Origin of the sequence: Streptomyces sp. SJL17-4 (genome assembly GCF_036826855.1) — a bacterium.
Taxonomy (GTDB): Bacteria; Actinomycetota; Actinomycetes; order Streptomycetales; family Streptomycetaceae; genus Streptomyces.
In genome coordinates this window covers 5,003,174-5,015,555 of sequence record NZ_CP104578.1, presented here as the reverse complement: position 1 = coordinate 5,015,555, position 12,382 = coordinate 5,003,174, and the positions used below count along the sequence as shown (strand labels likewise).

Annotated in this window: 11 protein-coding genes; 6 read left to right on the top strand and 5 right to left on the bottom strand. The window is 72.4% G+C overall.

The annotated features are described in order from the left end of the window. Positions 1 to 34 precede the first annotated feature (34 nt). Entirely contained in the window at positions 35 to 1,060 is a 1,026-nt protein-coding gene (locus tag N5875_RS22645; RefSeq protein ID WP_318210809.1) for a sigma-70 family RNA polymerase sigma factor, read from the bottom strand. A 382-nt stretch (positions 1,061 to 1,442) separates the two neighbouring features. Here N5875_RS22645 and N5875_RS22640 point away from each other — a divergent pair, with 382 nt between their 5' ends. Continuing rightward, positions 1,443 to 2,531 (top strand): questin oxidase family protein, encoded by a 1,089-nt coding sequence (locus N5875_RS22640; RefSeq protein ID WP_338495591.1) that lies wholly within the window; start codon positions 1,443 to 1,445, stop codon positions 2,529 to 2,531. 36 nt (positions 2,532 to 2,567) lie between these two features. Here N5875_RS22640 and N5875_RS22635 read toward each other — a convergent pair whose 3' ends face one another. Further along, positions 2,568 to 3,374 (bottom strand): class III extradiol ring-cleavage dioxygenase, encoded by an 807-nt coding sequence (locus N5875_RS22635; protein WP_318210807.1) that lies wholly within the window; start codon positions 3,372 to 3,374, stop codon positions 2,568 to 2,570. A gap of 124 nt (positions 3,375 to 3,498) precedes the next feature. Between N5875_RS22635 and N5875_RS22630 the strand changes: the two genes are divergently transcribed. Next, positions 3,499 to 3,987, top strand: coding sequence for a MarR family transcriptional regulator (locus N5875_RS22630; RefSeq protein WP_318210806.1), 489 nt, complete (start codon positions 3,499 to 3,501; stop codon positions 3,985 to 3,987). 49 nt (positions 3,988 to 4,036) lie between these two features. Here the strand turns inward: N5875_RS22630 and N5875_RS22625 are convergent, their stop codons facing one another. Then, positions 4,037 to 5,566, bottom strand: a complete 1,530-nt coding sequence (locus N5875_RS22625; RefSeq protein WP_318210805.1) for an MFS transporter — start codon at positions 5,564 to 5,566, stop codon at positions 4,037 to 4,039. A gap of 116 nt (positions 5,567 to 5,682) precedes the next feature. Next, the gene (locus N5875_RS22620) at positions 5,683 to 6,345 is read right to left on the bottom strand and encodes a TetR/AcrR family transcriptional regulator (protein ID WP_318210804.1); all 663 of its coding nucleotides are present in this window, start codon (positions 6,343 to 6,345) and stop codon (positions 5,683 to 5,685) included. A 263-nt stretch (positions 6,346 to 6,608) separates the two neighbouring features. On the opposite strand from N5875_RS22620, the gene N5875_RS22615 reads away from it, so the two are divergent. Continuing rightward, positions 6,609 to 7,880 (top strand): M6 family metalloprotease domain-containing protein, encoded by a 1,272-nt coding sequence (locus N5875_RS22615; RefSeq protein ID WP_318210803.1) that lies wholly within the window; start codon positions 6,609 to 6,611, stop codon positions 7,878 to 7,880. A 171-nt stretch (positions 7,881 to 8,051) separates the two neighbouring features. Here the strand turns inward: N5875_RS22615 and N5875_RS22610 are convergent, their stop codons facing one another. Continuing rightward, the gene (locus tag N5875_RS22610; RefSeq protein WP_338495588.1) at positions 8,052 to 9,749 is read right to left on the bottom strand and encodes a class I adenylate-forming enzyme family protein; all 1,698 of its coding nucleotides are present in this window, start codon (positions 9,747 to 9,749) and stop codon (positions 8,052 to 8,054) included. A gap of 236 nt (positions 9,750 to 9,985) precedes the next feature. Between N5875_RS22610 and N5875_RS22605 the strand changes: the two genes are divergently transcribed. The 3 genes from N5875_RS22605 (at position 9,986) to N5875_RS22595 (ending at position 12,218) form a co-directional block, all read left to right on the top strand. After that, entirely contained in the window at positions 9,986 to 10,525 is a 540-nt protein-coding gene (locus tag N5875_RS22605; protein ID WP_318210801.1) for a hypothetical protein, read from the top strand. A 123-nt stretch (positions 10,526 to 10,648) separates the two neighbouring features. Continuing rightward, complete coding sequence (locus N5875_RS22600; protein WP_338495587.1) at positions 10,649 to 11,485, top strand: DUF4097 family beta strand repeat-containing protein; 837 nt, start codon at positions 10,649 to 10,651, stop codon at positions 11,483 to 11,485. A gap of 274 nt (positions 11,486 to 11,759) precedes the next feature. Next, positions 11,760 to 12,218 carry a hypothetical protein gene (locus N5875_RS22595; protein WP_318210949.1) on the top strand — a complete coding sequence of 153 codons (459 nt, stop codon included), beginning with the start codon at positions 11,760 to 11,762 and terminating at the stop codon, positions 12,216 to 12,218. Positions 12,219 to 12,382 lie beyond the last annotated feature (164 nt).

Below are 12,382 nucleotides of genomic sequence, written 5' to 3'. Positions count from 1 at the left end.
GCCCCGGTCCCCGGTGTCCGGTCCGCCGGCCGCCCTAGGCCACCGCGTCGAAGCCCGTGTCGTGCGCCATCTTCTTCAGCTCCAGCAGCGCGTGCTTCTCGATCTGGCGGATCCGCTCGCGCGTCAGGCCGTGCTCCTTGCCGACCTCCGTCAGCGTCCGCTCGCGCCCGTCCTCGATCCCGTACCGCATGCGGATGATCGACGCCGTCCGGTGGTCGAGCTTGTCGATGAGGTCGTCGAGCTCCTCGCTGCGCAGCAGCGTGAGCACCGACTGCTCCGGCGAGATCGCCGACGTGTCCTCCAGGAGGTCGCCGAACTGCGTCTCGCCCTCGTCGTCCACCGACATGTTCAGCGAGACCGGGTCACGCGCCCAGTCGAGCACGTCGACGACCCGCTCGGGCTTCGTGTCCAGCTCGGCCGCGATCTCCGCCGGCTCCGGCTCGCGGCCGTGCTCGCGGTTGAACTCGCGCTGCACCCGGCGGATCCGGCCGAGCTCCTCCACCAGGTGGACGGGGAGCCGGATCGTGCGGGACTGGTCGGCGATGGACCGGGTGATGGCCTGCCGGATCCACCACGTGGCGTACGTGGAGAACTTGAAGCCCTTCGCGTAGTCGAACTTCTCGACCGCGCGCACCAGGCCCGCGTTCCCTTCCTGGATCAGGTCGAGCAGCGGCAGCCCGCTGCGCGGGTAGCGCCGGGCGACCGCCACCACGAGCCGCAGGTTGGACTTGATGAAGAGGTCCTTGGCACGCTCGCCCGCCTCATAAAGGGCTTCGAGCTCCTCGCGGGACGCGCCGCCGGCCTCGGTGGCCCCCGCCGCGGCAGCGGCTGATGTCACAGCACCGTCGAGTATCTGCCGGGCATAGACGCCCGCCTCGATCGTCTGCGAGAGCTCGACCTCCTTGGCGGCGTCGAGCAGGGGCGTACGCGCGATCTCGTCGAGGTACATGCCGACCAGGTCGCGGTCGGCGATCTCCCCGCCCACGGCGCGAACGCTGCTTGCCCGTGCGGCCCCGCTCTTGGCGGAGGTCTGACGACGGGCGACGGCACGGGTTGCCATGCGTGCTCCCTTGCTGAGTAGGTCGCGACACCTTTTCGGGTGCCCTGCATCCGACGGAAACAACGACTGGAATCAGGACAGAATTCCCACCCGGCACATGGATTTTCGCGATCATGCAGTATCCTGCGCGGCCGCCGCCCCTGCGGGCATGCTTCCGGCACCCACGGAGGTGCAGGTCAGACCGGGCACGGGGGGTGAGCCGACGCCACTCGCGGACCCCCGACCACACCGTCGGTGAGACCGCGATCACATGCGGCGTCATCCCTCAAGACGCGTGGGCGGGCCATCGGGTTGCCCCCGAGCGGACGGAGCCGTCTCGGTCCCCCGGACTAGGTCCGGAGCCCGTTACGGCCCACCCCTCCCCCGCCCTAGCGTCGCCCCCATGAGCGACGCATCCGGCACCGACGCATCCCGCACCGACGCATCCGGCACCCTCGACGAAGCCCTCGAACGCCTCCACACCACGGGCCCCGAGCGCAACGGCTGGCTCACCAACCACGCCCCCATGGCCGTCGAGGCCCTCGTCCGCAACGGCCAGGCCCCGACCGTGCACCGCTGGCTGGACCACTACGCACACAAGCTGGAGGAACTGCCGCCCCCGTCCCGCCCGGTGGCGGCCGACGACTGGCGCGAGGCGCTCGGCGACCCGGTCCGGATCACCGACTGGACCCGCTTCTTCGGCCGCGAGCTCGCCGAACGCCCCTGGCGGGAGGTCCTCGCCGCGTGGTGGCCCCGGCTGCTGCCGGGCATCGCGGCCTCGGCGACGCATCCCGTGATCCGTACCGGTCACGCCGTACGGACCCTCCTGACGTCCGAGGGGGCGCCGGCCGGCGGGGGAACGACCGCACCCCGCCTCGCCGAGCTCGCACACGCCCTCGGCTACTGGGCGGCCCGCAGCAAGCCGCTGCCCCCGCTCGCCGCGCTGGCCGCGGCGCCGACGGCGGCCGCCGCACTCGACGCCGTACCGCCGGTTCCGGTGCAGGAGGGCGGGATACGTGATCGGCTGCCGCAGCTGACGGCGTTCCCGGCCTGGGGTGCGGCGCCGGACCCCGACACCGCGAAGGCCCTGCTCACCGAGCTGGTCACGGCGGCCACCCACCGGTACGCGACCCACGGCCACGGCGAGCCGATCATGCTGGTCCACGCGGCGACCGCGCCCAACGCGGTCCTGCGCGCCCTGCCCGCGCTCCCCCGCGAGCTGTGGGCGCCGAGCCTGGCGGCGGCCTGGACGGCGGCGGCCGCGGTGACGGCGGCGTACACCCCGCCTGAGCCCGCCGCGTACCCACCGACCGCCCTCACGGCCCAAGAGATCACGGCCGAGGAGGTCACGGCCGAGGAGGTCTTCGAGCGGGCGGCCGCGCACGGCGACGATCACACGATCAAGTTCACCGACACGGCACTCGACGTCGGCGACCCCCTCGCCCTCGCCGCCGCGATCCGCTCGATCGAGCTGAACCCGCCGCTGTTCTGAGACCGACCCCAACCGGCCCCAGGGCAGGCCCACCGGCTACCCGAACTGCACCGACCGCTTGGCGAGCCCCATCCAGAACCCGTCGATCACCGACCGCTCCGCGTCGAGGTCGCCCGCCGCGTCCGCCGCGCCCATCGTGACGAACAGGGGGGCGAAGTGCTCCGTACGTGGATGGGCGAGGCGGCCGGCCGGCGACTTGTGCTCGAAGTCGAGGAGCGCGTCGACGTCCTGCGCGGCGAGGGCCTCGTGCCCCCAGGCGTCGAACTCGGCCGACCAGCCCGGCACCCCGCCGCCGGTGTGGCGGAGGGCGGCCAGGTTGTGGGTGAAGAAGCCGCTGCCCACGATCAGGACGCCCTCGTCGCGGAGCGGGGCGAGCCTGCGCCCGATGTCCATGAGGCGGCGCGGGTCGAGGGTGGGCATGGAGATCTGGAGTACGGGGATGTCGGCGCCCGGGAACATCTCGACGAGCGGCACGTACGCGCCGTGGTCGAGGCCCCGGTCGGGGATGTCCTGCACGGGCGCGCCGGGCGCGCGGAGCAGCTTGCGGACGGCCTCGGCGAGCCGGGGCGCGCCGGGGGCCGCGTACTGGACGCGGTAGTAGTGCTCGGGGAAGCCCCAGAAGTCGTACACGAGCGGGATGGTCTCGGTGGCGCCGAGGGCCAGCGGGGCCTCCTCCCAGTGGGCGGAGACCATGAGGATGGCGCTGGGGCGCGGAAGGTCCGCGGACCAGGCGGCGAGTTCACCGGGCCAGACGGGGTCGTCGGCGAGCGGCGGTGCGCCGTGGGACAGGTAAAGGGCGGGCATCCGCGCCCGCGTGGCTCCTGTTTCCAGCGTGGCGTCCATGGCGACCACCTCCGGTTTCTCGATCGCGGCAGGTTCTTGAAAATTCAAGTGTCCTGCCGTACACCGTAGACCTATGTAGTTCAACTTTCAAGAACGAGTCGTACGATCGGGCACTATGGGAGACATGACCGAACCCCGCTGGCTCACCGACGAGGAGCAGCACGTCTGGCGCGCGTACCTGCACGCCACCACGCTCCTCGAGGACCACCTCGACCGCCAGCTGCAGCGCGACGCCGGGATGCCGCACATCTACTACGGGCTCCTCGTCCAGCTCTCCCAGGCCCCGCGCCGGCGGCTGCGGATGACCGAGCTGGCCAGGAGCGCCAAGATCACCCGCTCCCGCCTCTCCCACGCCATCGCCCGCCTGGAGAAGAACGGCTGGGTACGACGCGAGAACTGCCCGTCCGACAAGCGGGGCCAGTTCGCCCGGCTCACGGACGAGGGCATGGAGGTCCTCCGGCAGAACGCCCCCGACCATGTGGCGGCCGTCCGCCAGGCCCTCTTCGACCGGCTCTCCCCCGATCAGGTGGAACAGCTCGGCGCGATCATGCGCGTCATGGCCGAGGGCCTCGAACCCACGGACGCGGACGCGGACCTGCCCTGGCTCCGCTGAGCGGAACCAGGGCAGGTCCGAACCGGACGGAATGGATCACCGGAATGGATCAGTGCGCGATGACCGGCACCTTCACCTCGTCCTCCGCGCCCTCACCGGACCCGGCGACGACCCCGGTGTCCGGCTTCCCGGTGTTGATCAGGACGAAGGCGATCACGGCCGAGGCGACCAGAATGCCGACGGCCCACCAGATGGCCGCGGTGTAGCCCTCGACCATGCCCTGGAGCTGGAGCAGCTTCTGGGCGGCCGGAGTGGTCGCACCCGCCGCGTTGTCCGTGAGGTACGCGGTGGTCGCCGAGGCGGCGATCGTGTTCAGCAGGGCCGTACCGATGGCGCCGCCGACCTGCTGCGAGGTGTTGACCATCGCGGAGGCCACACCGGCGTCCCGCGGGTCCACACCGTGCGTGGCGAGCGACATGGCCGGCATGAACGCCGTACCCATGCCCAGACCGAGCAGCAGCTGCGCGGGCAGGATCAGACCGGCGTACGAGGTGCCGACCTCCAGCTGGGTGAGCAGCAGCATGCCGACACCGGCGGTCAGGAAGCCGGGGGCCATGAGCAGCCGCGGCGGGACGCGGGTCATGAGCCGCGTACCGATCTGCGTCGAGCCGATGATCATGCCCGCGATCATCGGGAGGAACGCGAAGCCCGTCATGACCGGCGAGTAGCCCTTCACGACCTGCAGGTAGTAGGTCAGGAAGAGGAAGAGGCCGAACATCGAGATGACGGCGAGACCCAGCGAGAGGTAGACACCGCCGCGGTTGCGGTCGGTCAGGACGCGCAGCGGCAGCAGCGGGGACTTCACCTTCGCCTCGGTGAACACGAAGCCGGCGAGGAGCACGGCGGAGCCGACGAACATGCTGATCGTGCCGGCGTCGCTCCAGCCCTCGGACTCGGCGCGGGTGAAGCCGTACACGAGCGCGACCAGACCCAGGGTGGACAGGATCACGCCGGGGATGTCGAGCGTGGAGCGGTTGCGGCTGCCCGCGGGCTCACGGATGACGAGGTACGCGCCGACGGCGGCGACGATCGCGAACGGGATGTTGACGAAGAAGGTCCAGCGCCAGTTCAGGTACTCGGTGAGGACACCGCCGAGGATCAGGCCCACGGCGCCGCCACCACCGGCGATCGCGCCGTAGATGCCGAAGGCCTTCGCGCGCTCCTTGGCGTCGGTGAAGGTCACGGCGAGCAGCGAGAGCGCGGCGGGCGCGAGGAGCGCACCGAAGGCGCCCTGGAGTGCGCGGGCACCGAGCATCATGGCCTCGCCGGTCGCGGCCCCGCCGAGGGCGGACGCGAGGGCGAAGCCGATCAGGCCGACGACGAAGGTGCGCTTACGGCCCCACAGGTCGGCGATGCGGCCGCCGAAGAGGAGCAGACCGCCGAAGGCGAGGGCGTAGGCGGTGATGACCCACTGCCGGTTGCCGTCCGATATCCCCAGGTCCTGCTGGGCGGAGGGCAGCGCGATGTTCACGATCGTCGCGTCGAGCACGACCATCAGCTGCGCGAGCGCGATGAAGACGAGCGCTTTCCAGCGGCCCGGGTCGGGGTGGGTCACGGTGTTGTCGGGGACTTTCGGCATGGGGGTAGCCACCTCTTGGCGCGTACTGGTGAAAAAGGACGTAAAGGGAGTGCGGGTTGAGCAGACGTACGGGAGGGGTGCGGGTTACGTAAGTCGAGATCCCTGGGGACGGACACTCACGACGAGCAGGAGTCGCGTCTCAGGTCCTCCAGGGTCGCGGCCTTCCCCGGCAGCTCGGAGCGCGCGGGCGCCTCCAGGCCGTCGAGGAACAGCAGCAGATGACGGCGGACGAACTGGTCGAAGGCCGCGCAGCCCGATCCGGGCAGCGGGCGGGTCAGCTGGGAGAGCGCCACCATCAGGTCACCGACGCCGACGTCGGTGCGCAGCCGGCCGGCCCGCTGGGCCCGCTGGACGAGGCCCTCGACGGCCTCCTCCAGGCGCTCGCGCTCGGCGATCAGGTCGGGGTGGTCCTTGTCGAAGGCGCCGTCGAGCATCGGGCACAGGGCGCCGACGCGCTCGTCGGCGGCGCCGAGGGTGAACCGGCGGAGGGCGGCGAAGGTGTCGCTCTCCTCCTCGGCGGCCCGTTCGGCGACTTCGGTGACGCGGGCCATCAGCGAGAGGACGACCTCGTGGACGAGGTCGGTGCGCTCGGGGAAGTTCCGGTAGAGCGTGGCGTTCCCGACGCCGGCCCGGCGCGCGATCTCGTCGTAGGGCACCTGGGACCCGAACTCGACGAACATCTCGCGGGCCGCCGTCACGATCCGCTCGCGGTTGCGCAGGGCGTCCGCCCGGGGGCGGGGTACGCGGCGGGCGGGCGCGGTGGCGGGGGTGCTGGTCACGCCACGACCTCCTCACGGTCATCCATGGACTGATTCATCCGGGGAAGGACTCCCCACTTCGCTGAACACAGTCATAAACGGGGACCAGGTCCCCGGTTATTTCCCGGCCCGGACGTGACCTGGGTCACATTCATCTCGTCCCACGATCGGGCCACCCGGCGCGCGCGCCGGAAGCAGCCGTCACAGAGTGATCGCACAGCGCGGCCCCGCGAGTACCGGAAGGGGCCGTGCCGCTGACCTGCCCCCACCGGAGAGGCGACCGTATGCAGCACCCCCGACGACGGATACGCAGACCCGTCGCCCTGGCCGCGACCACGGCACTCTCCCTCACGCTGCTCGCCTCCGCGAGCACCACCCTCCCCGGGCCCGCCCCGGCCTCGGCGGGCCCCGTGGCCGCCGCGCCGGACGGCGCGCAGCTGGGGCCCTGCCGCATCGCCACCACGCTGGGCGTGCAGATGTCGGAGGGGCTCCCCACGGCCCCGGGGTACGTGCGCTCCACGGGCCGGGTCAGGGCCCTGAACCTGATGATCGACTTCCCCGACGCGGCCGGGGACGGCACCGCGATGGGCCGCTTCCGCGAGTTCTTCCCGCAGACCGCCGAGTGGTTCCGCGTCAGCTCGTACGGGCGTCTTCGCTACCAGGCCGAGGCCCCGATACCCGACTGGCTGCGCATGCCGAAGGCCTTCTCGGCGTACGGGATCGAGCGCGGCTCACCGTACGAACCGGGCTACCGCTCCCTCGTCGAGGACATCGTCAAGACGGCCGACGCGAAAGTGGACTTCAGCGCGTACGACCTGGTCAACATCCTGGTCACGCCGAACGCCGGGCCCTCCGCCCTCGACACCGTCCTGTCCGTGACCTTCTCCGGAAACGACGACGCCCCCTACGCGGACGGCGTGCCGCTCGCCAACACGTCCTTCGTCTACAGCCGCCAGGACGACGGCTCCGGCAGCTTCGCGGAGACCGGCTACCGGGTCCTGCCGCACGAGAACGGGCACGTCTTCGGCCTGCCCGACCTGTACACCTCGGACGGCGGCGGGAGCGTCGGGCACTGGGACATCATGTCCGAGGACTGGGGGGCCAACAACGACCTGCTCGGCTGGCACAAGTGGAAGCTGGGCTGGCTCGACAACGACCAGATCGGCTGCGCGTCCGGCACCGGCAGCAGCGACTACACGCTCACCCCGCTGGCGGTCGCCGGCGGCCCCAAGCTCGCGGTCGTCCCGCTCTCCGAGACGTCGGGGTACGCGCTGGAGGTCCGCAGCAAGGAGGGCAACGACGAGGCGGTCTGCGAACACGGCGTCCTGGTCTACCGGGTGGAGTCCGACGTGGACACCGGCCACGGCCCGGTGACCGTCTCCGACAGCGAGCACGCGAGCGGCGGCTGCACACGGCGCGCCAACGTCCACGCGGAGCTGTCGGACGCACCGTACCGGCCCGGCGAAACGTTCACGGACCGGGCCAACGGCATACGGATCAGCGTGCTGGACGAGGACGCGAGCGGTACGTACCGGGTGCGGATCACACGGAGTTGAGGCGGGCCGATCCCCGTCGGAGCGGATCGCACGGAGTCGAGGCGGGCCGCCCCGCGTCGGAGCGAATCACACGGAGTCAAGGCGAGCCGATCCCCAGGCGGAGCGGATCACACGGAGTCGAGGCGGGCCGCCCCGCGTCGGAGCGAATCACGCCGCCTCGATTCGGGCGGATCAGCCGTCGCCGGTCAGGGCGCCCCGCAACTCCCGCTTGAGGAGCTTCCCGGTCGGGTTCCGGGGCAGCTCCTCCTCGCGTACGAGAACGTGGGCGGGCACCTTGAAGGCGGCGAGCCGCGCGCCCACGTGCGTGCGCAGCTCGTCGGCGCCGACGGCGGCGCCCGGCCGCAGCCGGACGACGGCCGCGACCTCCTCGCCCAGGAGCGGGTGCGGTACGCCGAGAACGGCGGCGTCGACGACGTCCGGGTGCTGCTGCAGCACGGCCTCGACCTCGACGCAGTACACGTTCTCGCCGCCGCGGACGACCATGTCGGTGAGCCGGTCGACGATGCTGACCCGCCCGTCCGCGTCCACACGCGCGAGGTCCCCGGTCCGGAACCACCCGTCCTCGGTGAACGCGGCGCGGGTCGCCTCCTCGTTGCCCCAGTAGCCGCGGACGAGGGACTGCCCGCGCAGCCACAGTTCGCCGACGCCCTCGGCGTCGGGCCGGTCGATCCGCACCTCGGTGACGGGTGTGGGGCGGCCGACGCTGCCGGGATGCGCGCGGTACTCGGCGCCGACGTTCGACAGGACGCCGCCGCTGGTCTCGGTGAGTCCGTAGCCGTTGCGGGGCTCGACGCGCTCCCCGTACCCGGCGGTGATCCCGCCGACGATGCCGGGCGGGGCGGCGGCGCCGCCGGTGCTGAGCAGGGTGAGGCTTTCGAGCGGGTCGCCGGTGGCGCGGGCGAGGTCGAGCAGCTGGAGGGCGGTGGTGGGAACGCCCGCGTAGTGGGTGACGCGGTGCTCCCGGATCAGTTCGAGGGCCCGGCCGGCATCCCACTTCCGCATCATGACCAGGGTGCCGCCGGCCGCCATCACCCCGTAGAAGGAGGTGAACGCGGCCACGTGGAAGAAGGGGAACGTGGTCAGCGACACGGGCACGGGCCCCACCCCGGGCACGTCCCCGCGCGCGAGGGCCGCGGCGGCGGCGAAGAACCGCGGGTTCATGGCGGCCCCGGCCTGCGCGAGATGGGTGGCGACGGCGCCCTTGGGGCGCCCGGTGGTGCCGGACGTGTAGATGATGGTGGCGTCGTGCTCGGGCAGGACGTCGACGAGGGGCGGCCCGAGGTGGGGATCGGTGTCGGGGACGTACGGCACGAAGCCGGCCGCGTCGCCGGGAGCAGCTTCGCCCTCCCCGTACGCCTCGCCCTCCCTGTACGCCCCGTACGCCTCGCCCTCCCCCTTCTCCCCGTGGAAGACGATCCCGGGCACGCGGTTACGGACGGCCCACTCCCGCACCCGCCCGACCCGCTCCCCGTCGACGAGCAGCACCGCGGGAGCGCAGTCGTCGAGGGCGTACGTGAACTCGTCCTCGGTCCACCAGGCGTTGAGCGGTACGGCGACGAGCCCGGCGAGCTGGGCGGCCCAGAAGGCGACCTGCCACTCGGGATGGTTCCGCATGGCGATTACGGCCCGGTCGCCCGGCCGCAGCCCGTACTCCCCGACGAGCCGCCGGGCGAGCCCGCAGGCGGCGTCGAAGAACTCGCGGTAGGTCGTCCGCCCGTCATCGGACACGAGGAACACCCGGTCGCCGTAGCCCCAGACGACCTCGACGAACTCCCTCAGCGTGCGGGGTCCGGAGGCGTACACCCCGCTCTCGACGGCGAACGGCGCCCCGTTCGCGGTGAGCCGCTCGTATCCCTCTGCCACCGCCACCGCGCAACCCCCTGAGCATCCGCCGGCCGTCCCGGCGCGGCGACGCTATGCGCACCCCCGAACCGGGTCAACCCCGTGCCCCGCGCCCCCGTGCCCCCGTGCCCCGCGCCCCCGTGCCCCCGTGCCCCGCGCCCCCGTGGCGCCGTGGCGCCAACCCGGCAACACTCTGGCACACCGTGGCGCAACATGGCGCCAGATGACTTGCAATGGCGCCATGATGGTGCCACTATTGCGTCATGGACCTCACCCCGTACGTGGACAATCTCCGCCATGAGCTCGGCGTGGCCGCCCAGGCGGGCGGCGACGACGCCCGCGCCCTGGCGGACCGACTCACCGGGCAGCTCGAGTCGGCCGCCCGGCTGACCCTGCTCAACGCCCTGTCCGACGCGATGGACGAGATCACCCGCGACCTCGCACCCGGCTCGGTCGATCTGCGGCTGCGCGGCCTGAACCCCGAGTTCGTGGTGACCGCGCCGCCCACCGCCGACCTCTTCGAGGAGGCCGAGACCACGCTGCCGGCCCCGCCGCCGCCGGTCGCGGCCCCCGTGGAGGGCGAGGACGGCGGCGCCACCTCCCGTATCAACTTCCGGCCGCCGGCCCAGCTCAAGATCCGGGTCGAGGAGGCCGCGAGCCGCGAGGGACTCTCGGTCAACGCCTGGCTGGTCCGGGCCGTGGCCGCGGCCCTGGAGCCGGGCAGCGCGGCGGGTCGCACCCGGAAGGGCACGACGGGCGTGGGCCCCGCCGTCGGCCAGGGCTTCACCGGCTGGGTCCGCTAGTCCAGTAGTCCGCCAGGACCTGCGGCACGTCCCAGGCACCCCGCACACCTCACCGCCGCACGAGGCACGTCACCCCAGCACTCACCCCACCTCAGCTCACCTCAGTCAAAGGACGGCACAGCCATGCCTACGTTCGACACTCCCGCACCCCTCTCCGCCACCATCGAGATCGAGATCGGGCGGGCCCGGATCGTCGCGGGCAAGCGCACCGACACCGTCGTCGAGGTGACGCCGAGCGACCCCGGCGACAAGCTCGACGTCCAGGCCGCCGCGGAGACCAACGTCACCTGCACGGGTGGAAAGCTGCTGGTCAAGGGCCCCAAGAAGCGCTCGCTCTTCGGCAAGATCGGCGCGGTCGACGTGACCGTCGAGCTGCCCGCCGGCTCGGAACTGACCTGCAGGACGGGCCTCGGCGAGCTGATCGGCGAGGGCCTGTTCGGAGACTGCCGCCTCACCACCGCCGCCGGCGACATCCAGCTGGAGGAGGCAGCGGCGGTACGGCTGAAGACCTCGCACGGCGACGTCCTCGTCGACAGCACGACCGGCGAGACCGAGATCCACGGCTCCGGCCGGGTGCGGATCGGCCGGATCGACGGATCGGCGACGATCCGGAACCTCAACGGCGAGACGACGGTCGGCGAGATCACCGGCGAGCTGCGGGTGAACTCGTCCAACGGGCCCATCAGCGTGGGACGTACGGAGTCCTCGGTCACCGCGAAGACCGCCAGCGGCGCCATCCGCCTCGGCGAGGTCGTCCGCGGCCGGATCACGCTCGACTCCTCCGCCGGAGGCCTCGAAGTGGGCATCGCCGAGGGAACCGCGGCATGGCTCGACGTACGGTCCACGGCCGGCCGCGTACGCAACGAACTGGGTGCGGCGGAGGGCCCGGGCCAGTCCGAGGAGACGGTCGAGGTCCGCGGCCGCACGAGCGTCGGCGACATCGTCATCCGCCGCGCCTAGACACCCGAACAACGAGTCAAGGAATCAAGGAATCAGGGAATCAAGGGGGGACGGAAGCCCGATGGAACGCGGATCACAGCCCACCACCACCGGCGCGCCCCGTACCCCTGGCGCCCCTGGCACCCCCGGAGCTACCGAAGCCACCAGAGCCACCGGAGCCCCAGGCGCCCCCCGTACCCCGGGCGCGGCCCGTACCCCCGCAGCGCCCGGCGCGCCCCCTCCCCCCGCAGCGGCCGCCGCCCCCGGCGCCCTGGCCTCCTTCATTCGCTTCGTGATGTTCGGCGGCGGAGTCGGCCTCGCGTCCAGCGCGGCCGTCGCCCTGCTCGCCGCCCACCTGCCGTTCGCCCTCGCCAACGCGCTGGTCACCGTCGTCTCGACGGTCCTCGCGACCGAGTTGCACGCCCGCTTCACCTTCACGGCGGAGCTCCGGCCCGCCGCCGGGCGCGGCCTGCTGCGCTGCACCCTCCGCCACCACCTGCAGTCCGCGGGAACGGCCGCCGCCGCCTTCTCCGTGACCACCCTCGCGATGCTCGTCCTGCACGCGTTCGAGAGCACGCCCGGTCTCGCCGTCGAGCAGACGGTCTACCTCTCCGCCTCCGGCCTCGCGGGCGTCGGCCGCTTCCTGGCACTGCGCCTGTACGTCTTCGCCACGGCCCGCAAGCGGCCCACGCCGGTCACCTTCGACCTCCACCGGTCCCCGACGCGCCACGAGTTGCTCACCACCGCGTCCTGACCCGGCCCGACCCGGAGCGGCGACGATCCCCGCCCCGCACCGCGCCCCCACCTCACGCGCCTCTCGCGCACCGCGCCTCTCGTGCGCACCGCGCCTCTCGCGCTCCGCGCCTCCGCGCACCGCACGCGCGGCCTGCACACCCCCCTTACCCCCGGCACCACCCG

What these genes read in the sequence shown, in the direction of transcription:
- N5875_RS22615 (WP_318210803.1), top strand. Translation starts at nt 6,609, where the DNA reads ATGCAGCACCCCCGACGACGGATACGCAGACCCGTCGCCCTGGCCGCG.
- N5875_RS22640 (WP_338495591.1), top strand. Translation starts at nt 1,443, where the DNA reads ATGAGCGACGCATCCGGCACCGACGCATCCCGCACCGACGCATCCGGC.
- N5875_RS22625 (WP_318210805.1), bottom strand. Translation starts at nt 5,566, where the DNA reads ATGCCGAAAGTCCCCGACAACACCGTGACCCACCCCGACCCGGGCCGC.
- N5875_RS22645 (WP_318210809.1), bottom strand. Translation starts at nt 1,060, where the DNA reads ATGGCAACCCGTGCCGTCGCCCGTCGTCAGACCTCCGCCAAGAGCGGG.
- N5875_RS22605 (WP_318210801.1), top strand. Translation starts at nt 9,986, where the DNA reads ATGGACCTCACCCCGTACGTGGACAATCTCCGCCATGAGCTCGGCGTG.
- N5875_RS22595 (WP_318210949.1), top strand. Translation starts at nt 11,760, where the DNA reads ATGTTCGGCGGCGGAGTCGGCCTCGCGTCCAGCGCGGCCGTCGCCCTG.
- N5875_RS22630 (WP_318210806.1), top strand. Translation starts at nt 3,499, where the DNA reads ATGACCGAACCCCGCTGGCTCACCGACGAGGAGCAGCACGTCTGGCGC.
- N5875_RS22600 (WP_338495587.1), top strand. Translation starts at nt 10,649, where the DNA reads ATGCCTACGTTCGACACTCCCGCACCCCTCTCCGCCACCATCGAGATC.
- N5875_RS22635 (WP_318210807.1), bottom strand. Translation starts at nt 3,374, where the DNA reads ATGGACGCCACGCTGGAAACAGGAGCCACGCGGGCGCGGATGCCCGCC.